The sequence below is a fragment of the Streptomyces sp. BA2 genome (assembly GCF_009769735.1).
GTDB lineage: Bacteria > Actinomycetota > Actinomycetes > Streptomycetales > Streptomycetaceae > Streptomyces.
The window spans coordinates 4,079,330-4,100,274 of record NZ_WSRO01000002.1 but is presented as its reverse complement, the minus strand read 5'-3'; the positions used below and the strand labels follow the sequence as shown (position 1 = coordinate 4,100,274).

Genomic DNA, 20,945 nt, shown 5'->3' with positions numbered 1-20,945 from the left:
GCCATGACGACAGGTCGGCTGGGGCAGCAGGCCGCACCGCCGAACGCGGCCTACGCCGGGCAGGTCGTGCACTTCCCGGATCCGGTCCGGGCCACGCGCCATCCCAGAGGTGTGCGCGTGGACGAGCACGGCTATCCGGACTTCTCGGCCTACGCGCGTGCGGCCGCTGAGATCGCCGAGCCCCCGGAGGGTTTCGGCGTCGACGAGCTGCGCCTGACGGACTATGTCTCCGCGAACGCGGCGATGGCCGCGGCGGACCATGAGTTGTGGGACACGATCCCGCCGGTGGCGACCCCGCACGGCTGGACCTGGCACCACGTGCCGGGCGGCAGGCGTCTTGAGCTGGTCCCGGTGGAGGTGAAGGCGCTCCTGCGTCATCACGGCGGGCTCGCCACGACGCCGGTGGACCAGAACAAGAGGGGCACGCGCCCGCTCCAGGAGACCCGCCCGGCGCATCTCGCGCTGCCGAAGTCGGCGGTCGCGGTGAGCGAGCAGGAGGTTCTCGGCGCCGAGGAGGAGCTGGGTTACCGGCTGCCCGGTGCCTACCGTTCCTTCCTGAAGGCGGCGGGCGGCTGCGCGCCGGTCGGCACGGCCCTTGACGCGGAGCTCGGTCTCCTGATCGACCAGCCGTTCTTCACGGTGCGGGACGAGGCCGCGGTCAACGACCTGGTGTACGTGAACAAGTGCCTGCGCGACCATCTCACCAAGGACTACCTGGCAGTTGGCTTCGTGCAGGGCGGCATTCTCGCCGTGAAGGTCAAGGGCGATCTGATCGGTTCGGTGTGGTTCTGCGCGTACGACGACGCACGGGACGTCTCGGAAACGGCCGCCTGGCAGCCCGCCGAGCGGGTGCAGCGGCTGCTGCTTCCGTGCGGTGACGACTTCGACGCTTTCTTGTCCCGACTCGCGGGGAATCCGCCGGAGTTGGAGACCGTGGCGAACCTGATGGTGGACGGCGGCTTCGCGCGCGCCGTCCCGGTGGGGGAGTGACTTGGCGATGGTGACCTTCGCGCAGGCGCAGGAGCGCGCCGAGGAGTGGATCAACGGCGATGTGCCCGGATACCAGCATCGTGAGGTGCGGGTACGGGAGTTCGAGCTCGGTTTCGTCGTGTGGGCGGAGGACCGTGAGAACGGCCCGGTGTCCGACGGCGGCCGTCAGCGGCTCGTCATCGCGCGGGACAGCGGCGACGCCACGCTCTGGCCGGGTCTTCCGGTCGGTGAGGTGATCCGCCGGTACGAGGAGGAGTACGGCGCCCTGGATGCGGCGCCGGAGGACGCGGCGCCGGCTCCGCCGGAGCGGGTGGACCTGAATCAGACGTCGTTCCTGTTGAGCCCTCCGGAGTGGCTCCAGGAGGCGGCGGACAAGCTGGGTATCCCGGATCGCAGGGCGGAGTCCGCGGGTGCGGGGGCGGCTGCGGCTGCGGGTGCGTCCGCCGGGTCGGATGCGTCGTCGGTGCCGTCGGCGCCTGCCGCGCCTGTTGCTCCCGCCGCGCCTGTGGCTCCTGCCGCGTCCGCCGCCCCCGAAGCGCCCGGTGGCGGTACGCCGTGGCCCGCGGCCGGGGCGTCGAGTGCGCCTGCCGGGGACACGCCGTGGGCCGGTACGGACACCAACGCGGAGTCCGGCGACGACCGTTCGGTGCCTGCGCCCGCGACGGTGTTCGCGCCGCCGCTGGTCGGCGGTGACGATGACGACACTCCGCCGCCCGGTGTGGCGCCGGAGGCCAAGACCGCGCTGATGCACGGCGGCAGCGGCCTTCCGTCGACGACGGTGGCGCCCGCGCTCGACGGCCCGAACCTGCCGCCGCCTCCGGGCGCCGGTGCTTCCGGTGCTCCCGGTGCGCAGCCCCCGGCCGCTCCCGGGCCGAACCTGCCCCCGCCGCCCGCCGGCGCCGCGGTGAACATGCCGCCGCCTCCGGGCGTGAGCGCTCCGGCCCCGTCCACGTACGGCTATCCGCAGGGTTCCGCTCCCGGCGCGGTGCCGCCCGGCGCCGGGGACATCGCCGACGCCGCGACCAGCAAGGCGCAGGGGCCGCCGCGCGGTGCGCGTGGCAGCGGTGCGAGTACGCCGCCGCCGCCCAGCGCCCCGGGGACTCCCGGTGTGCCGCAGGGCAGTACGCCGCCGCCGTCCGGCCCCGGTGCTCCGGGCACCCCGGCGGGCGGTTACGTCCCGACGCAGCTCGTATCGGCGCTCGGCCCCGAGGGACCTCAGCCGCCCGCGGCTCCGAACGCCCCGCAGCCTCCCGGTGCGCCGAACGCTCCCGGCACCCCGCCTCCCGGCGGCGGTGTCCACCACGCGGCGACGATGCTGGCGGACCCGAGCCTTGGTGGGCCTGGCGGGATCAAGCCGCCGGGTGCGCCGGGTGCGCCGCAGCCTCCCGGTCCGCCCGGTGCTCCGGGTACGCCTCCCGGTGGTGTGCACCATGCGGCGACGATGCTGGCGGACCCGAGCCTTGGTGGGCCTGGCGGGATCAAGCCGCCGGGCGCTCCGGGTGCTCCTGGTGCCCCGCAGCCTCCCGGTCCGCCCGGCGCTCCTGGTGCTCCTGGTGCTCCGGGTGTTGGTGCGCCGCAGCCTCCTGGGGCTCCCGGCACTCCCGGTGCTCCCGGCGGTGGCGTCCACCACGCCGCGACCATGCTGGCCGGGCCCGCGGTCGGTGGTCCCGGCGCGCCCATGCCGCCGCAGGCTCCGGGCGCTCCGGGTGCTCCCGGCATGCCGCCGCCCGCGCCGGGGCAGCCCGCTCCCGGCCAGCCCTACGGCTATCCGCAGCCGCCCACAGGGCAGCCGACCGTCGGCCCCGGCTACCAGGCCGTACTCCGCTACCGCGCGCAGGACGGCTCCGAGCAGCAGCTCATCCGCCGCTCGGCGCCCGGTACGCCGCACCCGGAGTGGCAGATCCTGCACGAGCTGCGCGGCATGAACGTGCCGCCGCAGCAGGTGCTCGAACTCCACACGGAGCTGGAGTCCTGCGAGCTGCCCGGCGCGTACTGCGCCCGCATGATCCGTGAGACGTGGCCGCAGGCACGGATCACGAGCATCGCCCCGTACGGCAGGGACCACGGGTCCCGGCAGGGCGGCATGCAGCAGCTCATCGCGCACCAGGCCGAGTTGCACCAGGTCGCGGACGGTCCCGCGCGTCCCGCGCCGGTGCGCGCGCCGCTGCCGCAGGTGCAGCCCGCGCCGCCGATTCCGCCGGAGGATGTGGCGCAGGAGCTGGTGGGCGCTTTCGGGCCCGGCATCTTCCGCTTCGACCAGCGGGCGGTTTCCCGGCAGGGCGTGCCCGATCTCGTGGCGCACACGCTCGTCGTGGCGGGCCTGCCCGTCGACTTCGGTCCGTTCTTCTGGGCGCAGGCCCAGCCGGGCCGTCCGGTGCCGACGCTTGCCGAGACGGCGCAGGAGCGTGGGGTGCAGCCGGCGTCGGACGCCGGTTCGTACCTCGTCATGGGCAGTGACTTCGGCCGCGCGATCTGCGTCCAGTACGGCACGGCGAACATCGTGGCCGTGCCCGTGGAGGCGGGTCCCGGCGGGGCTTCGGTGCCGCCGCAGTTCGTGAACACGGGCCTGCCGGAGTTCGCGCGCTGCCTCGCGCTGCTTGGCCGCATGTGGCGACTGCGGTATGGGTTGAACCAGGAGCAGGCGGGCCGCTGGACGGTCGACTTCCAGGGGCAGCTGGCCGCGCTGGATCCTGCGGCGTTGGCTTCGCCGGAGAGCTGGTGGTCGGTGCTCCTTGAGCAGATGTGGGACGGATTGCTCTGAGTCCGCCCCTGCCGGGGCGACGTAGGCACTCAAGGCGCTCGACCCCCTGCGCGGCGGTCGGGCGCCTTGTGCGTTCCTGTGTCGCCGCGGGTTTGCTCCTGTGCCGCCGGCGGGTGCGTTCTTGTGCCACCGTGGGTGCCTTCCCTGTGCCGCCGCTTCGCGGCGGATCTTTCCCGCCCACCCACCCGAGCACCCCGGGGTAATCGGGTGGGTGGGCGGGAGACATCCGCCGCGAAGCGGCGGGCTTGGTGCGGTCATCGAGGCCATGCGCGCCCCGCTGCGGAGGAGCGGCTCCCCTGTTTCCGACTTCCGGCAGGAATAGCGCATCCTTGAGCGGATGAGATGCGCGGAGTGTCGCGTTATGAGCGCTTCCGCTTGATCCATCAAGATGTGCGCCAATCGCGTAATACGCGCGTGGTGTGTCGGAGGAGGGATTCAAGGATGAGCAGCGGTTCTACGGCGTCGGAGCACGGCTTCGTCTCCGTGCGCGGACGTGGCTACCGTCCCGAGCAGGTGGACGCGTACGCCCTCGATCTTTCCCAGGACCGCGACGGCGCGTGGGAACGTGCCGCCCGGCTCACCGTCCTCGCCAAGGAGATGGAGGCGGAGGCGGAACGGCTGCGGGACGTGGTCGCGCGGCTCGCCCCTCAGACGTACGAGACGCTGAGCGAGCGCGCGCGGAACATCCTCGCCCTCGGCGAGGCGGAGGCCGCGGCCGTACGGGAGTCGGCCGAGGCCGACGCGCGGCGCACGACGGAGGCGGCCGAGGCGCAGGCGCGTGAGGTCCGTGACGCCGCCCGTGCGTACGCCGACGAGATCCTCGGCGAGGCCGATGAGCGCGCCCGGCAGCGGCTGCTCGCCTGCCGTGCGACCGCGGACGAGTCGCGGATCGCGGCCCGCCGTGACGTGAAGGAGTGGCGGGGCGAGGCACTCGCCGCGCTGCGGGAGATGCGGCAGCGCAGTGCGGCGCTCCTGGAGGAGCAGGAGAAGGAGCACGCCGAGCGCTGGGAGGCCGCCGAGCGGGAGATCGCCCTGCGGGAGGCCGAGGCGGAGGCTCACGAGGCTTCGCTCGTGGCCGCCGCCGAGGCCGGTCTGTCCGAGGCCAAGCGTGCCTTTGCCGAGGCGGAGGAGTCCGCACGGCACGGGCAGGAGGACGCGGAGGCGCGGGGTGCGGAGCTGGTCGCTGCCGCGGGGGTTCGGGAGGAAGGGATCGCCCGGGAGACCGAGCGGATGCTGCGGGAGCACGGGGAGGAGTGGGACGAGGTGCGGGCGCACATGGAGCATGTGCGGAGCAGTCTCGCTGCGCTTACTGGGCGGGTGTCCTAGGCCGCCGCTTCGCGGCGGATTTTTTCCCGCCCACCCACCCGTTTGCCCCGCGTCGGTTACCTCTTCGTCGCTCCCGCCAGAATCCAGCCCTCCACCGCCTCGTACCGTCTGCGCTGTTCCTCCGACTCCCTCGGGCCCGATGACACCGTGCCGAGCCAGCCCAGGAGGAAGCCGAGGGGGATCGAGGCCAGGCCTGTGGTGGTGAAGGGGAACCAGTTGAAGTCGTGGTTCGGGAACGCCGAAGTGGGAGCGCCCGAGACCAGGTTGGTGCCCGTCATGAGGATGATGGAGCCGAGGGTGCCGCCGATCAGGGTCCACAGGAGGCCCCTGCGGGTGTAGCGGCGCCAGAAGAGGCTGTAGACGAGCGCCGGGGCCAGGGCCGACGCGCCCAGGCAGAAGGAGAGGGTGACCAGCGGCTGCAGGTTGTGGTGCTGAACCATGACCGCCAGGGCGATCGCCAAGCCCCCTATGGCCAGCGCCGACACACGGGCCAGTGTCATCTCGCGGCGCGGGGTCAGCTCCTTGCGGAGGTGCAGGTGCGCGAAGACGTCGTGTGCGAGGGAGTTGGCGCAGGCGAGGATCATCCCCGCCACGGACGCGAGCAGCGTCAGGAAGATCGCCGTGGTGACCGTCGTGAAGATGAGGGTCTCGAACGTCGAGGCGTTCGCGCCGAACACCGCCTTGGAGCCCAGGAGATAGGCCGTGTTGCCCTGCGGGTCCGCCTTCGCGATCGCCGCCCGTCCGATCATCGCCGTCGCGCCGAAGCCGACGATCGCGATGATGAGGACGAAGAGCGCCACCGATGACACCGCCCAGGACATCGAGCGGCGTATCTCGGGTGCGCTGCGCGCCGTATACATGCGCATCGTGACGTGGGGGAGGCACGCGCCGCCCAGTACGACCGTGAGTTCCGAACTGATCATGTCCAGACGGGGGTTGGGTCCTCCCGAGAACTGTAGCCCGGACTGGAGGAAGGCCGGGCCGAGCCCGCTGCCCTTCTCGGCGGCGGCGAGGAGCGCGCCGAAGTCCCAGTCGAAGCGGCGCAGGATCAGGGCGGCGATGACCACTCCGGAGCCGAGCAGCATCACGATCTTCAGGATCTGGATGAGGGCGGTGCCTTTCATGCCGCCGATCGCCGCGTAGCTGATCATGAGAGCGCCGAGTGCGACGACGCATCCTGTCTTCACGCCCTCGCCGGAGAACCCGAGGATGAAGGAGAGGAGGTCGCCCGCGCCCGCCAGCTGCACCAGCATGAGGGGGATGAGCGCGGCCAGTGTCGCCGCGCACGCGGTGATGCGTACGGCGCGGCCGGGCATCCTGCGTGCCAGTACGTCGCCCATGGTGAACTGGCCCGCGTTGCGCAGGGGTTCGGCGAGCAGGAACATCAGCAGCATCAGGGACAGGGCCGTACTCAGGGCGAGGACGACACCGTCGTACCCGAGGAGCGCGATGATTCCGCCGGTGCCGAGCACGGTCGCCGCCGAGATGTAGTCCCCCGCGATGGCCAGGCCGTTGCGCATGGGCGAGAGGGCGCCGTAGCCGGTGTAGAACTCGCCGAGGTTGTCGCGGTCGGGGCCCGTCATCACGCACAGGAGCAGCGTCAGGGTGACGACGGCGGTGAACGCCACCAGGGACATGGCCTGTGCCGAGTCGGCGGCCAGGGTGATGCCGGGGCTCATCGGCGGGATGTCCGGGCTCATCGCTTGGCCTCCAACTCCGCCAGTTTGCGCAGCCGTTCGGCCATGGGGTCGACCCTGCGGCGGGCTGTGAACTCGTACAGCGCTATGGCGAGCAGGGTGACGGGCACCTGGCACAGGCCGAGCAGCAGGCCGGTGGAGAGGCCGCCGGAGACCGTGTCCGTCATCAGGGACGGCGCGAAGGCGGACAGGATCAGGAAGAGCGTGAAGTAGCCGAGGGCCGTGAGGGTGGCGACGCGGCGCTGCCAGCGGTAGGCGCTGCGCAGACGGCGCAGGTCGCTGTGGCGGCCGAGTGCGGGGTGGCGGGGGAGTCTTGGGGGCGGTGGGGGAGGCGGGGGCGCGACGGGCTGCCAGGGGTAGGTGGGGTAGGAGGGGGAGGAGTCGTGGGGACGGTAAGCGTGTTGGGGGTGCTGGGGGTGCTGGGAGTGCTGGGAGTGCTGGGAGTGCTGGGAGTGTGGGGGGTGCTGGGAGCGGTCGGGGTGGTGGGGCTGGTGAGGGTGGGACATCCCGGTTCTCCTTGCGCGGCGTCGGTCCGGTGCGGGACCGCAGGGAGCGAGAGGTGAGGATCGAGCACGCTACTGGTAAGTAGCGCGGCCGCGAAGGGTTTTGCGCATACTGGTTGGTCGGTCTATTCGGCCGGTCTGTTCGTACGGCCTTCACGCGGGGCAAGTTCGGTCTTCGCCCCGCTCTCCAGGGCTCCCACCTCCCCGTTCTCCGGGGTCTCCGCCCCGATTACCGGAAAGCGCCGAGGGGCCAGGAACACCAGAACGAGGAGTGCGACAACCGCCGCGCACCCCGCCCCCACGTACACCGTGTCGACCGCCGAGTCGACCGCGCGCCGCAGTCGTTCGGGGTCGGCGACCGCGCCGGGGTCCTCAAGCGCGTGGGCCACCGAGTCCAGCGAGCCCGCGCCGCCGAGGCGCGAGGTGAGGACGGAGTTGGCGATCGCGCCGAAGAGCGCCGCGCCCAGGGTCTGGCCTATCTGGCGGCAGAAGAGGATGGACGCGGTGGCCGTGCCGCGCTCCGACCAGCCGACGGTGGACTGCACCCCGACGATCAGCGGCAGTTGGAAGAGACCGAGTGCCGCGCCGAGAAGCAGCATGATCAGCGCCGGCTGCCAGGCCTGCCCCGGGTAGGGCAGGAGGGGGAACGCGAAGAGGAAGAGGGCGGCACCGCCGATGCCGATGAGCGCCGTGTCGCGAAAGCCGAGCCTGCGGTAGACGTGCTGGCTCAGGGCGGCGGAGACCGGCCAGCTCAGGGTCATCACGGAGAGCACGAACCCGGCGGCGATCGGCGCGAGGCCGAGCACGGACTGGGCGTACGTCGGCAGGAAGACGGTGGGCGCGACCATCAGGAGGCCGAGCGCGCCCAGGGCGAGGTTGACCGCGGCGATGGTGCGCCTGCGCCAGACCCAGCCGGGGATGATCGGCTCCGCGGCGCGCCGCTCGATGACCACGACGGCCCCGGCGAGCAGCAGCCCGCCCGCGAACAGCGCGAGCGACGGCGCGGAGATCCAGCCCCAGGCGACGCCGCCCTGCACGAGCGCGGTGAGCAGTACGCCGCCGCAGGCGAAGACCGCGAACGCGCCCGCCCAGTCGGTGCGCCCGCGGGTGGCTTCCTCGCGCTCCGGTTCGTGGAGGTGGCGCACGATCAGCCAGAGGGCCACCGCCCCGATGGGCAGGTTGATCAGGAAGATCCAGCGCCAGTCGGCGTACGCGGCGATCAGGCCGCCGAGCGCGGGGCCCGCGATCGCCGACGCGGCCCACACGGTGGACAACTTCGCCTGGATCTTCGGGCGTTCCTTGAGGGGGTAGAGGTCGGCGGCGAGTGTCTGCACCGTCCCCTGGAGCGCGCCGCCGCCCAGGCCCTGGACGACGCGGAAGGCGATGAGCGCGCCCATGTTCCAGGCCACGGCGCACAGGGCCGAGCCGATCAGGAAGAGGATGCTGCCCGCGATGAGGACGGGCTTGCGGCCGAAGGTGTCGGAGAGCTTGCCGTAGATGGGCAGGGTGACGGTGACGGCGAGCAGATAGCCGGAGAAGAGCCAGGAGAAGACGGAGAAGCCGCCGAGGTCGCCGACGATCTGCGGGATGGCCGTCGAGACGATCGTGGAGTCCAGGGCGGCGAGCGCCATGGCGAGCATGAGGGCGGCTACGACGGGGCCGCGCCGCCGTGTGTCGTGCGTGGCCGAAGGTATGCCGCCCACCAAGATTCCTTCCCCCTGCATCTAATTGCTTCCGGCCACCTTCTCACCCGGGTGGGCCGCGGGGGCAGGGGTGGACAGATCCCGGCAGGTGGGCCGGTGTCCGCTCGGCAGGAGGGTGGAGCAACCCCGAGAACGACTCCACCGGCGGGTGGAGATCCCCTAGGGGAACCTCCGTACTACGGACCGGGGAGCGTTCGTACTGCTGGAGGACGAGAAGGCCCCGGCGGCTTCTTAGATTGGCTTTATGCCGACGGGGCGGGCAGGGGAGCACTTCGGAACGGACCGGGGGAGCGCCTCGGGTCGGACCAGCCACACCTTCGGGGGTGGGGTTTTCCCCAGCAAAAGACTGCGCTGGGCACCAGCGCGCAGGGGCCGTCGGACGACCAGACTCTTTATGCGTAGCGAACACACCTGAGCACACCTGATCTACCGCGTAACCGACTTAGGAGACTTACCGTGACATCGGCTGTAACCATTCCCAGGCACGGGGGCACTGGAGGGCGTACGGCCGTGGTGGCACGGGCGCGCCAGGTCGTGAAGGCGTACGGATCGGGGGAGACCCGGGTCGTGGCGCTCGACGAGATCGACGTGGACATCGCCCGCGGGCAGTTCACCGCGATCATGGGTCCCTCCGGCTCGGGCAAGTCGACCCTGATGCACTGCCTCGCGGGCCTGGACACCGTGTCCTCCGGGCAGATCTACCTCGACGAGACCGAGATCACCGGCCTGAAGGACAAGAAGCTCACGCAGCTGCGCCGGGACCGGATCGGCTTCATCTTCCAGGCGTTCAACCTCCTGCCCACGCTCAACGCCATCGAGAACATCACGCTCCCGATGGACATCGCGGGCCGCAAGCCCGACCGCGCCTGGCTGGACCAGGTCGTGGAGACCGTCGGTCTCGCGGGCCGCCTCAAGCACCGCCCGACCGAGCTCTCCGGCGGCCAGCAGCAGCGCGTCGCCGTGGCCCGCGCCCTTGCCGCGCGCCCGGAGATCATCTTCGGTGACGAGCCGACCGGAAACCTCGACTCCCGTGCGGGGGCTGAGGTGTTGGGCTTCCTGCGCAAGTCGGTGACCGAGCTCGGCCAGACCATCGTGATGGTCACGCACGACCCGGTGGCGGCCTCGTACGCGGACCGGGTGCTCTATCTCGCGGACGGCCGGATCGTCGACGAGATGTACGCGCCGACCGCGGATTCCGTCCTCGACCGCATGAAGGACTTCGACGCGCGGGGGCGTACGTCATGACCGTCCTCAAGACCTCGATGCGCAACTTCTTCGCGCACAAGGGCCGTATGGCGCTCTCCGCCGTGGCCGTGGTCCTGTCGGTGGCGTTCGTCTGCGGCACGCTCGTCTTCTCCGACACGATGAACACGACGTTCGACAAGCTCTTCGCCGCGACGTCCGCCGACGTCACCGTCACCAACAAGAACGCCGAGGACACGGGCGAGACGCCCGACAGCGGCAGGCCCGAGTCGATCCCCGCCTCGGTCGTCGACCAGGCGAAGAAGGCTGAGGGCGCGAAGTCCGCGGAGGGCGCGGTCAGCAGCACCGCCGTCACCGTCGTCAACTCCGAGAAGAAGAACGTGGGTCCGACCGGCGGTGGCCCCACCATCGCGGGCAACTGGACGCACAACGACCTGCGTTCGATGGACATCACCTCCGGGCACGCCCCGCGCGGACCCACCGACGTGATGGTCGACGCCGACACCGCCGACAAGCACCACCTCAAGATCGGCGACGAGCTGCGCACCATCGCCGTCTCCGGCGACCACACCGCCAAGATCTCCGGCATAGCCACCTTCAAGGTGACCAACCCCGGTGCCGCGATCGTCTACTTCGACACCGCGACGGCGCAGCGCGAACTCCTCGGCGCCACCGGCAAGTTCACGCATGTCAACGTGGCCGCCGAGCAGGGCGTCAGTGACGCGGTCCTCAAGCGGAACGTCGGCGAGTCCATGGGCGCGGACGCCGCCGCGTACAAGGTCAAGACCCAGCAGGAGACGTCGGACGACAGCCGCAAGAGCGTCAGTGGCTTCCTCGACGTGATGAAGTACGCGATGCTCGGCTTCGCCGGGATCGCCTTCCTCGTCGGCATCTTCCTCATCATCAACACCTTCTCGATGCTGGTCGCCCAGCGCACCCGCGAGATCGGCCTGATGCGGGCCATCGGATCGAGCCGAAAGCAGGTCAACCGCTCCGTGCTCGTCGAGGCGCTGCTGCTCGGCGTCATCGGCTCGGTCCTCGGTGTCGGCGCGGGCGTCGGGCTCGCCGTCGGCCTGATGCAGCTGATGTCCGGCATGGGCATGGAACTGTCCACGCAGGACCTCACGGTCAAGTGGACAACTCCCGTGGTGGGCATGGTTCTCGGCATCGTCGTCACCGTCCTCGCCGCCTACCTCCCCGCCCGGCGCGCCGCCAAGGTCTCCCCGATGGCCGCCCTGCGCGACGCGGGAACACCGGCCGACGGCAAGGCGAGCGCCCTGCGCGCGGTCATCGGCCTGGTCCTCACCGGTGCGGGCGGCTTCGGCCTCTACACCGCGTCCCAGGCGGACAAGGCGAGCGAGGGCTCGCTCTTCCTCGGCGGTGGCGTGGTCCTCACCCTGATCGGCTTCGTCGTCATCGGCCCGGTCCTCGCCAACGGCGTGGTCCGCGTCATCAGCGCCGTACTGCTGCGGTGGTTCGGCCCTGTGGGGCGCATGGCCGAGCGCAACGCCCTGCGCAACCCGCGCCGCACCGGCGCCACGGGCGCGGCCCTGATGATCGGCCTCGCCCTGGTCGCCTGCCTCTCGGTGGTCGGCTCCTCGATGGTCGCATCGGCCACGGACGAGCTCGACAAGTCGGTCGGCGCGGACTTCATCATCCAGTCCGACAACGGCCAGGCGATCACCCCGAAGGCCGCGAAGTCCCTGGAGAAGGCCGACCACATCGCCCACATCACCCAGTACAAGGACGTCAAGGCCGACCTGACCGCCCCGAACGGCAAGACCGCCAAGGGCGTGGGCCTGAGCGCCGCCGACGCGACGTACGCCGAGGACCTGCGCAGCGAGACCGTCGCCGGCAAGCTCGCCGACGCCTACAAGCCGGACTCCATGTCGGTCGGCGATGACTTCGCCAAGGACCACGGCCTGAGCGTCGGCGACAAGGTGAAGCTCGCCTTCGACCACGGCAGGACGGGCGAGATCACGGTCCGGGCCATCACGTCGAGCGAGGCCACGATCGACTCCGGCGCGATGTACGTGAACATCTCGACCGCCGCGAAGTACGTGCCCGCCGACCGGATGCCGCCGAACGAGATCATGTTCGCCAAGGCGGAGAAGGGCCAGCAGGACGCGGCGTACACGTCGCTGAAGGCGGCCATGTCCGACTACCCGCAGTACAAGGTCATGGACCAGACCGACTTCAAGCAGACGCTGAAGGACCAGGTCGGCCAGATGCTGAACATGGTCTACGGCCTGCTCGGTCTCGCGATCATCGTCGCGATCCTGGGCGTGGTGAACACCCTCGCCCTCTCTGTGGTCGAGCGGACCCGTGAGATCGGCCTGATGCGGGCGATCGGCCTCTCGCGCCGCCAGCTGCGCCGCATGATCCGCATGGAGTCGGTGGTCATCGCCCTCTTCGGCGCGCTGCTCGGCCTCGGCCTGGGCATGGGCTGGGGTGCGACGGCCCAGCAGCTCCTGGCCCTGGAGGGCCTGAAGGTCCTGGAGATCCCCTGGCCGACGATCATCACGGTCTTCATCGGCTCGGCCTTCGTGGGCCTGTTCGCGGCGCTCGTCCCCGCCTTCAGGGCGGGCCGGATGAACGTCCTGAACGCGATCGCTACCGAATAGCTCCCGCTACGGGGGTGCGGGGGCGCTCCCGCTGGGGGGCGCAGGGGAATGGCTCGGCTCTGGTGGAATTCCACCGGAGCCGAGCCATTGTCCGGCCCTCAAGGTGCGGAGGCGTACCGTCAGTCGCTCGATCGGGTAACGAGAGCGTCGGCGACGTACTCTGGGCACCCCCGACCCGTCCGGCGTGCTCGGTCGGATTCAGCCCGTCGAGAGCGCCCGCCTGGGGCGGAGCCCCTGGACGGCCAGCGGCTCTCCGCCGTGAGTCGTACGCTGGAGGCCCCCCGGCCCGTCACTCGTGTCGGGCGGTTCGCGTTGCCCACCCCTCGGACCTCGGACGGGATTCCCCTTCATGAGCCTGCACGGACTCCTCGACGCCGTCGTCAAGGACGCGGCCCTCGCCGAAGCGGTCAAGGCCGCAGGCGACGGCAACCGCATGCACGTCGACCTGGTCGGCCCGCCCGCCGCTCGCCCCTTCGCGGTCGCCGCCCTCGCCCGCGAGACGAACCGCACCGTCCTCGCCGTGACGGCGACCGGACGCGAGGCCGAGGACCTCGCGGCCGCCCTGCGCACGATCATTCCGCCGGACGGCGTCGTCGAGTACCCCTCCTGGGAGACGCTCCCGCACGAGCGCCTCTCGCCCCGCTCCGACACCGTCGGCCGCCGCCTCGCCGTCCTGCGCCGCCTCGCGCACCCCCGCCCCGACGACCCCGAGACGGGCCGCGTCTCCGTCATCGTCGCCCCCGTGCGCTCGGTGCTCCAGCCCCAGGTCAAGGGCCTGGGCGACCTGGAGCCCGTCGCCCTGCGCACCGGCGAGAGCACGGACCTGAACGAGACCGTGGAGGCCCTCGCGGCAGCCGCGTACTCCCGTGTGGAGCTGGTGGAGAAGCGTGGCGAGTTCGCCGTGCGCGGCGGCATCCTGGATGTTTTCCCACCGACCGAGGAACATCCCCTCCGCGTCGAGTTCTGGGGCGACGACGTCGAGGAGATCCGCTACTTCAAGGTCGCCGACCAGCGCTCCCTGGAAGTCGCCGCCCACGGCCTGTGGGCCCCGCCCTGCCGCGAGCTGCTCCTCACGGACCAGGTGCGGGAGAGAGCCGCCGCCCTCGCCGAGGCCCACCCCGAGCTGGGCGAACTGCTCGGCAAGATCGCCGAGGGCATCGCCGTCGAGGGCATGGAGTCCCTCGCGCCGGTCCTGGTCGACGACATGGAGCTGCTGCTCGACGTCCTGCCGCAGGACTCCATGGCCGTGGTCTGCGATCCCGAGCGCGTACGCACCCGCGCCGCCGACCTGGTGGCCACCTCGCAGGAGTTCCTCCAGGCCAGCTGGGCCGCGACCGCCGGTGGCGGCGACGCGCCCATCGACGTGGGAGCGGCCTCCCTGTGGGGCATCGCCGACGTCCGTGATCATGCCCGTGACCTGGGGATGATGTGGTGGTCCGTGTCGCCCTTCGCGGCGGACGAGGACCTGGGCCAGGACACCCTCAAGCTCGGCATGCACGCCACCGAGACCTACCGCGGCGACACCGCGAAGGCCCTCGCCGACACCAAGGGCTGGCTCGCCGACGGCTGGCGCACCGTCTATGTGACGGAGGGCCACGGCCCCGCCGCCCGCACCGTCGAGGTCCTGGGCGGCGAGGGCATCGCGGCCCGCCTGGACGGGGAGCTCAGCGAGCTGACGCCCTCGCTCGTGCACGTCTCCTGCGGCTCGATCGACTTCGGCTTCGTCGACCCCGCGCTCAAGCTCGCCGTGCTCACCGAGACCGACCTGTCAGGCCAGAAGGCGGCCGGCAAGGACGGCCAGCGGATGCCCGCCCGCCGCAGGAAGACGATCGACCCGCTGACCCTGGAGGCCGGCGACTACATCGTCCACGAGCAGCACGGCGTCGGCCGCTACATCGAGATGGTGCAGCGCACGGTCCAGGGCGCCACCCGCGAGTACCTGGTCGTGGAGTACGCCCCCGCCAAGCGCGGCCAGCCGGGCGACCGGCTCTACATCCCCACCGACCAGCTGGAGCAGATCACCAAGTACGTCGGCGGCGAGGCCCCCACGCTGCACCGCCTGGGCGGCGCCGACTGGACGAAGACGAAGGCGCGCGCGAAGAAGGCGGTCAAGGAGATCGCCGCCGACCTCATCAAGCTGTACTCGGCGCGCATGGCGGCCCCCGGCCACTCCTTCGCCCCCGACACGCCCTGGCAGCGTGAGCTGGAGGACGCCTTCCCGTACGTGGAGACGCCCGACCAGCTCACCACCATCGCCGAGGTGAAGGACGACATGGAGAAGACGGTCCCGATGGACCGCCTGATCTGTGGCGACGTCGGCTACGGCAAGACGGAGATCGCGGTCCGCGCGGCCTTCAAGGCGGTCCAGGACGGCAAACAGGTCGCGGTCCTCGTCCCGACGACGCTGCTCGTGCAGCAGCACTTCGGTACGTTCGGCGAGCGCTACTCCCAATTCCCCGTCAAAGTGCGGGCGTTGTCGCGCTTCCAGACGGAGACGGAGTCCAAGTCGACCCTGGAGGGCCTGCACGACGGCTCGGTCGACATCGTCATCGGCACGCACCGCCTCTTCTCCTCCGAGACGAAGTTCAAGGACCTCGGCCTGGTCATCGTCGACGAGGAGCAGCGCTTCGGCGTCGAGCACAAGGAGCAGCTGAAGAAGCTCCGGGCCAACGTGGATGTGCTCACCATGTCGGCCACCCCCATCCCGCGTACGCTCGAAATGGCCGTGACCGGCATCCGCGAGATGTCGACCATCACCACGCCGCCCGAGGAGCGCCACCCGGTCCTGACCTTCGTCGGCCCGTACGAGGAGAAGCAGATCGGCGCGGCCATCCGCCGCGAACTGCTGCGCGAGGGCCAGGTCTTCTACATCCACAACCGTGTCGAGTCCATCGACCGCGCGGCGGCCCGCCTGCGGGACATCGTCCCCGAGGCGCGCATCGCCACCGCCCACGGCCAGATGTCCGAACAGGCCCTGGAACAAGTGGTGGTGGACTTCTGGGAGAAGAAGTTCGACGTGCTCGTCTCGACGACGATCGTCGAATCGGGCATCGACATCTCCAACGCCAACACGCTGATCGTCGAGCGCGGCGACAACTTCGGCCTCTCCCAGCTCCACCAGCTGCGCGGGCGCGTGGGCCGAGGCCGCGAGCGCGGCTACGCCTACTTCCTCTACCCGCCGGAGAAGCCGCTGACCGAGACCGCCCACGAGCGCCTCGCCACCATCGCCCAGCACACGGAGATGGGCGCGGGCATGTACGTGGCGATGAAGGACCTGGAGATCCGCGGCGCGGGCAACCTCCTGGGCGGCGAACAGTCGGGACACATCGCGGGCGTCGGCTTCGACCTCTACGTACGCATGGTGGGCGAGGCGGTGGCCGACTACCGCGCGTCCCTTGAGGGCGGCGTGGAGGAGGAGCCGCCGCTGGAGGTCAAGGTCGAACTGCCGGTCGACGCACACGTTCCGCACGACTACGCCCCCGGCGAGCGCCTGCGCCTCGCCGCCTACCGCTCGATCGCATCGGCGAGCAGCGAGCAGGACATCAAGGCGGTGCGGGAGGAACTCACCGACCGCTACGGCAAGTTGCCCGAGCCCGTGGAGAACCTCCTCCTGGTGGCGGGCCTGCGCATGCTGGCCCGCGCGTGCTCGGTCGGCGAGATCGTGCTCCAGGGCAACAACATCCGGTTCGCCCCGGTGGAGCTGCGGGAGTCGCAGGAGCTGAGGCTCAAGCGGCTCTACCCTGGCACGGTCATCAAGGAGAACGCCCACCAGCTCCTGGTGCCGCGCCCGAAGACCGCCAAGGTCGGCGGAAAGCCGTTGATCGGGCGTGAACTCCTTGGCTGGGTCGGGGAGTTCCTGACGACGATCGTGGGGTCGTAGGACGCAGTTCCCCGCGCCCCGTAAGGGGCGCGGGGAACTGCGCGACCAGCCACGACGGACCCGCGGACGAGAACGGGCCGCTCCAGCCTTACTTCAGCCGCCGGAAGACCAGTGCAACGTTATGCCCGCCGAAGGCGAAAGAGTTCGACAGCACGGTGTCGACGGCCGCCTCCCGGCCCCCCGCCCCGACGACGTCGAGGCCCAACGCCGCGTCAGGCGTATCGAGATTGGCAGTCGGCGGCACCACCCGGTGGACAATGCTCTGCACGGCGGACACCGCCTCAATGGCCCCGGACGCGCCCAACGTATGCCCGGTCAGCGACTTCGTGGCGGTCACGGGAATCCGCCCCGCCGCCTCGCCCAACGCCAAGTGCAGCGCAGCCGCCTCCCCCGCGTCGTTGAAGGACGTCGCCGTCCCGTGCGCGTTGATGAGGGAGACGTCCTTTGGAGCAAGCCCGCTGAAGCGCAGCGCCGCGGTGACCGCCTTGGCGGCCCCCGAGCCGTCGGGCCGCGGGGCGGTGATGTGATAAGCGTCCGAAGACCGCCCGTACCCGCTGAACTCCGCGAGCGGCACCGCGCCCCGCGCCGCCGCGTGCCCCGCCTCCTCCAGTACGAGGACCGCCGCGCCCTCGCCGAGGACGAAGCCGTCGCGGTCGGCGCTGAAGGGGCGGCTCGCCCGCTCCGGCTCGTCGTTGCGCGTGGACAGCGCCCGCATCTTGGCGAAGCCGCCGAGCACGGACTCGATCACGGGGGCGTCCGTGCCCCCGGCGAGGACGACGTCGGCCTCGCCGCTGGTGATCATCTGGTGGGCGGCGACGAGCGAGTCGGCCGCTGAGGCGCAGGCGGTGACCGACGCGCTGCTGGGTCCTGTCAGGCCGTACTTGATGCCGATCCACGCGGCCGAGCTGTTCACCATCGTCGCCGGGATGAACCGCGCGGACAGGCCGCGGTAGCCGCCCTTCTCGTAGGCGGCGCGGAGGTTCTCCTCCGTGCTGCCGCCGCCGCCCACGCCGGAGCCGATGACCACACCGATCCGGTCGCGGTCCTCGGCCGCCAGGTCGAGAGCGCTGTCGCGCAGGGCCAGTTCGGCCGCGGCGCAGGCGAGCTGGGTTGCCCGGTCGGTGATCCTCTCGGTGCGCCGGTCCGGGGCGAGATCCTCGGGCAGGTCCACCTCGCCGGCTATCCGGACGGGCAGTTGTGAGGCGTCGAAGCGGGTTATGGGCCGTATCGCGCTCCGGCCCTCCATCTGGGCCACCTGGAAGTGCTTCGCGCCGATGGCCAGCGGGGTTACCGGGCCGATGCCGGTGACCACGACGCGACGGGCGGGGGCGCCGGAACCCTGGGCGGCGCTCACGCGGCGGCCTCGGATGTGGTGGTGGCGCCGTGCTCCTCCAGGTACGTGACGACGTCCTGAAGGGTCGTGAGGTGCTCCAGGGCGGTGTCGGCGACGGCGGCGCCCAGGTGGGACTCCAGGAGGGAGACGAGCTCGACCATGTCGAGGGAGTCGAGGCCCATGTCCTCCTTGAACCGGGCCTTCGGGCCGATCTCCTCGGGGAGCAGGCCGAGCCGGTCGACGAGGTAGTCCGTCATCTGCTGCTGAAGGGTGTCGCTCATGGTGGCTGTTCCTTTCACAGGTGCAAGAAGGTGTGTTCGGGAAGTGGTTCAGGAGGCGGGGGACGTGGCGGGCCGCTGCCAGGCCCCCAGGTCGGCGTGGAGCGCGAGGCCCTGGCACACCTCGGCGAACGCGTCGACGAAGCGGTCGGCCTGTGCCGTGTCGAGGACGAGCGGCGGCTGGATGCGCATGACCCCGGTGCGGTTGGCGGTGACGAAGGTCAGCATCTTGTGGTCGCGGGCCAGGGTGCCGACGAACCGCAGGCACATCAGGTCGCCGAGCGTCGACTCCATCGCGCGGCCGACGCCGGACAGGGCGCCGCGCAGCTCGTCGGGCAGCCAGTCCACGAGGGTGTGCAGATCGCCGGGGAAGCGGGTGAGCGCCTCGTCGGTGAGGGCGCGCACGGCGCCGGAGAAGTCCCCGTCGAACTCGATGGCGGTCATCATGCCGATGCCGCGCACGTCCTTGACGAAGCCGTACGGAGCGGTCACCTCGCGGAGCCTGCCGCGCAGGTGTTCGCCGACCTTGCGGGCGTGGGCGGGCAGGTCCTCGCCGGTCAGGACGTCGAGCGTGGCGAGTCCGGCCGCCGCCGCGAAGTTGCCGCCGCCGAACGTCGAGGAGTGCAGCATGGAGCGGTTGGTGGTGCCGTACGCGGCGTCCCACAGGTCCGCGCCGCACAGTGTCGCGCCGATCGGGATCAGGCCGCCGGAGAGGGACTTGGCCAGGCACAGGACGTCCGGTTCGAGGTCGTCGTGGTCGGCGGCGAACAGCGCCCCGGTGCGGCCGAGCCCCGTCTGGATCTCGTCGAGGATGAACGCGGCCCCGGCCTTGCGGCACAACTCCCGTGCGGCGCGCAGATATCCGGGCGGCGGCAGCACGACACCGCCCTCGCCCTGCACCGGCTCGACGATGAACCCTGCCGCCCCTTCGATCGCCTGCTCCAGGGCTTCGAGATCCCCGTACGGGACCTCGGCGGTCTCGGGGAGCAGCGGGCCGAAGGGGGCGCGGTGGCCTTCGCGGCCGGTGACGGAGAGCGCGCCGAGCGTCTTGCCGTGGTAGCTGTTCTCCGTGTACACGAGGCGGCTGCGGCCGGTGCCGGCCCGCGCCAGCTTGAGTGCCGCCTCGACGGCCTCCGTACCGGAGTTGCTGAAGAAGACGCGCTCCAGGCGGCCCGGGGAGACGGCGCTGAGCCGCTCGGCGAGTTCGGCGGAGTGCGTGGGCATGGAGACGTACTGCACGAAGGTCGGCGCGGAAGTGTCGAGGAACTGCCGGAGCCTGCCGGTGACTTCGGGGTGGTTGTGGCCGAGGTTGAGGCAGCCGTACCCGGCGATGAAGTCGAGGTAGTCGGTGCCGTCGGCGGTCGTCAGGGTGGCGCCGCTGCCGCCGGTGAAGACCCGGTCGAGCCCGTGGGCGGCGAAGAGGCGGGCCATGGGCGGGTTGACGTGCTGCTCGAAGCGGCGCGGCGTCTCTGCGGCCGTGTCGGGCGCGGGCGCCGGGGAGGCGGACGTGGCAGGGCGGTGGTGGCGGGCCAGGCGCTCCACGTCGTCGTCGTGGACGGTGCGCCCGAAGGAGGCGAGCGGTGTGGGCCTGAAGCCGTGCCGGGCGGCGAGGGCGCCGATGGTGCGCACCCGCTCCAGGTCCAGCTCGCGGCCCAGCGAGAAGGACTCGGCGCGGCCTTCCAGGGCGAGCACGATGGTCTCCGCGAGGCAGCCGTTGAGCTGCTGTGCGGGCGCGGGCAGCGAACCGTCGCCGACCTGCACCTCGTCCGATGCGCTGACCAGGCCGCCGTCGATGACCAGGACGTCGCTGCCGGGGGCGGGCGGCTCGGCGACGTCGCGGGGCAGCGCCACGTCGACCACGATCGATCCCGGCCGCAGCGCGGCGGGGTCGACCAGGCCGCCGACCGAGGACGCGGTGACGTAGAGGAGGGTCTCGGCGGTGCACTGCGCGACGTCCTCGACGAGCCGCACCCTCTCGTGGTGGACCGGGTCCAGGTGCCGCAGGAGCCGCTCGGGCGTCTGGGTGCCGATGCGGGCCACCAGGTCGAGCGGGTGGCCGTCGGCGAGCAGCAGCTTCGCGATGGCCAGGCCGATGGAGCCGGGGTAGCCGACGACGGCGACCCGCGTGTGCTCCGGGGTGAGCCCCAACAGCCTTACGACGTGGGCGATTTCGGCGTGGGCGGCGTACACGGTCAGGGAGTTGCCGCTGGTGACGGGGACGCCGACCTGTTCGGCGGTCCACAGGCCGCGGTCGCCGACGATGGAGGTGGCGCCGCCGAGGCCGACGAGCTGCGCGCCCGCCTCCTCGCGCAGTGCGCTGACCTCGGCGACGACGAGGTCCCGTGCGGTGGTCGGCCGAGCGAGCAACTGCTGGGCGGTGTAGGGGAGATGGCGGACCTCGCCGGTCGCGGTGGCGCCGGTCGCGGAGGTCACGGAGGTGAGGAGCGGCACGGGCACGTGGTGGCGGCGGGTGCCGGGCGGCTCGGGTGTGCCGCGGTGGTCGTCGAAGAGGCGGCCGAGCAGGTCGAGGGCGCGGACCTGGTTGCGGTGGCCGGAACTGATGGGGTGAGCGAGGAAGCCGAAGGTGGCCGGCATGGGGAGATGACTCCGATTCGTGGTTGTCAGGAGACGTCTGTGGGGGAGGCGG

General features: G+C 71.4%; 12 protein-coding genes. 6 read left to right on the top strand and 6 right to left on the bottom strand.

Features of this window, described 5'->3' with window-relative positions; translation table 11 throughout:
- Positions 1 to 3 precede the first annotated feature (3 nt).
- From E5671_RS21005 to E5671_RS20995, 3 genes are all read left to right on the top strand, one after another.
- On the top strand, positions 4 to 990 hold the full coding sequence (locus E5671_RS21005) for an SMI1/KNR4 family protein (RefSeq protein ID WP_160505501.1): 987 nt from the start codon (positions 4 to 6) through the stop codon (positions 988 to 990).
- A gap of 7 nt (positions 991 to 997) precedes the next feature.
- Positions 998 to 3,751: an SUKH-4 family immunity protein gene (locus E5671_RS21000; RefSeq protein WP_160505500.1), complete on the top strand. Its 2,754-nt coding sequence runs from the start codon at positions 998 to 1,000 to the stop codon at positions 3,749 to 3,751.
- 441 nt (positions 3,752 to 4,192) lie between these two features.
- A complete protein-coding gene (locus tag E5671_RS20995) occupies positions 4,193 to 5,077 on the top strand; it encodes a cellulose-binding protein (RefSeq protein ID WP_160505499.1) in 885 nt (294 codons plus the stop codon).
- A 56-nt stretch (positions 5,078 to 5,133) separates the two neighbouring features.
- Here E5671_RS20995 and E5671_RS20990 read toward each other — a convergent pair whose 3' ends face one another.
- From E5671_RS20990 to E5671_RS20980, 3 genes are all read right to left on the bottom strand, one after another.
- A complete protein-coding gene (locus E5671_RS20990) occupies positions 5,134 to 6,777 on the bottom strand; it encodes a sodium/solute symporter (protein ID WP_237330207.1) in 1,644 nt (547 codons plus the stop codon).
- Positions 6,774 to 7,280: a DUF485 domain-containing protein gene (locus E5671_RS20985; protein ID WP_160505498.1), complete on the bottom strand. Its 507-nt coding sequence runs from the start codon at positions 7,278 to 7,280 to the stop codon at positions 6,774 to 6,776. Before E5671_RS20985 ends, E5671_RS20990 begins: the two co-directional genes overlap by 4 nt.
- Positions 7,281 to 7,402: 122 nt before the next feature.
- Entirely contained in the window at positions 7,403 to 9,001 is a 1,599-nt protein-coding gene (locus E5671_RS20980; RefSeq protein WP_160505497.1) for an MFS transporter, read from the bottom strand.
- A gap of 435 nt (positions 9,002 to 9,436) precedes the next feature.
- On the opposite strand from E5671_RS20980, the gene E5671_RS20975 reads away from it, so the two are divergent.
- The 3 genes from E5671_RS20975 to mfd all read left to right on the top strand — a co-directional run bounded on the left by E5671_RS20975 (position 9,437) and on the right by mfd (position 16,687).
- Complete coding sequence (locus E5671_RS20975) at positions 9,437 to 10,225, top strand: ATP-binding cassette domain-containing protein (RefSeq protein WP_160505496.1); 789 nt, start codon at positions 9,437 to 9,439, stop codon at positions 10,223 to 10,225.
- Positions 10,222 to 12,807 (top strand): ABC transporter permease, encoded by a 2,586-nt coding sequence (locus E5671_RS20970; protein WP_160505495.1) that lies wholly within the window; start codon positions 10,222 to 10,224, stop codon positions 12,805 to 12,807. Before E5671_RS20975 ends, E5671_RS20970 begins: the two co-directional genes overlap by 4 nt.
- 349 nt (positions 12,808 to 13,156) lie before the next feature.
- The gene (gene mfd / locus E5671_RS20965; RefSeq protein ID WP_160505494.1) at positions 13,157 to 16,687 is read left to right on the top strand and encodes a transcription-repair coupling factor; all 3,531 of its coding nucleotides are present in this window, start codon (positions 13,157 to 13,159) and stop codon (positions 16,685 to 16,687) included.
- An 88-nt stretch (positions 16,688 to 16,775) separates the two neighbouring features.
- Here the strand turns inward: mfd and E5671_RS20960 are convergent, their stop codons facing one another.
- The 3 genes from E5671_RS20960 to E5671_RS20950 are packed head-to-tail and all read right to left on the bottom strand — an operon-like array spanning position 16,776 to position 20,893.
- Entirely contained in the window at positions 16,776 to 18,041 is a 1,266-nt protein-coding gene (locus E5671_RS20960) for a beta-ketoacyl-ACP synthase II (protein WP_160505493.1), read from the bottom strand.
- Complete coding sequence (locus E5671_RS20955) at positions 18,038 to 18,301, bottom strand: acyl carrier protein (RefSeq protein WP_160505492.1); 264 nt, start codon at positions 18,299 to 18,301, stop codon at positions 18,038 to 18,040. The genes E5671_RS20960 and E5671_RS20955 overlap by 4 nt, the downstream gene beginning before the upstream one ends.
- Before the next feature lie 48 nt (positions 18,302 to 18,349).
- Positions 18,350 to 20,893, bottom strand: a complete 2,544-nt coding sequence (locus E5671_RS20950; protein ID WP_160505491.1) for an aminotransferase class III-fold pyridoxal phosphate-dependent enzyme — start codon at positions 20,891 to 20,893, stop codon at positions 18,350 to 18,352.
- Between the last annotated feature and the right edge of the window lie 52 nt (positions 20,894 to 20,945).

Excerpts from the sequence above, each read along its gene's own strand:
- E5671_RS20995 (WP_160505499.1), top strand. The coding sequence starts at position 4,193 with ATGAGCAGCGGTTCTACGGCGTCGGAGCACGGCTTCGTCTCCGTGCGC.
- E5671_RS20985 (WP_160505498.1), bottom strand. The coding sequence starts at position 7,280 with ATGTCCCACCCTCACCAGCCCCACCACCCCGACCGCTCCCAGCACCCC.
- E5671_RS20990 (WP_237330207.1), bottom strand. The coding sequence starts at position 6,777 with ATGAGCCCGGACATCCCGCCGATGAGCCCCGGCATCACCCTGGCCGCC.
- E5671_RS20955 (WP_160505492.1), bottom strand. The coding sequence starts at position 18,301 with ATGAGCGACACCCTTCAGCAGCAGATGACGGACTACCTCGTCGACCGG.
- E5671_RS21000 (WP_160505500.1), top strand. The coding sequence starts at position 998 with ATGGTGACCTTCGCGCAGGCGCAGGAGCGCGCCGAGGAGTGGATCAAC.
- mfd (WP_160505494.1), top strand. The coding sequence starts at position 13,157 with ATGAGCCTGCACGGACTCCTCGACGCCGTCGTCAAGGACGCGGCCCTC.
- E5671_RS20980 (WP_160505497.1), bottom strand. The coding sequence starts at position 9,001 with ATGCAGGGGGAAGGAATCTTGGTGGGCGGCATACCTTCGGCCACGCAC.
- E5671_RS20950 (WP_160505491.1), bottom strand. The coding sequence starts at position 20,893 with ATGCCGGCCACCTTCGGCTTCCTCGCTCACCCCATCAGTTCCGGCCAC.
- E5671_RS21005 (WP_160505501.1), top strand. The coding sequence starts at position 4 with ATGACGACAGGTCGGCTGGGGCAGCAGGCCGCACCGCCGAACGCGGCC.
- E5671_RS20970 (WP_160505495.1), top strand. The coding sequence starts at position 10,222 with ATGACCGTCCTCAAGACCTCGATGCGCAACTTCTTCGCGCACAAGGGC.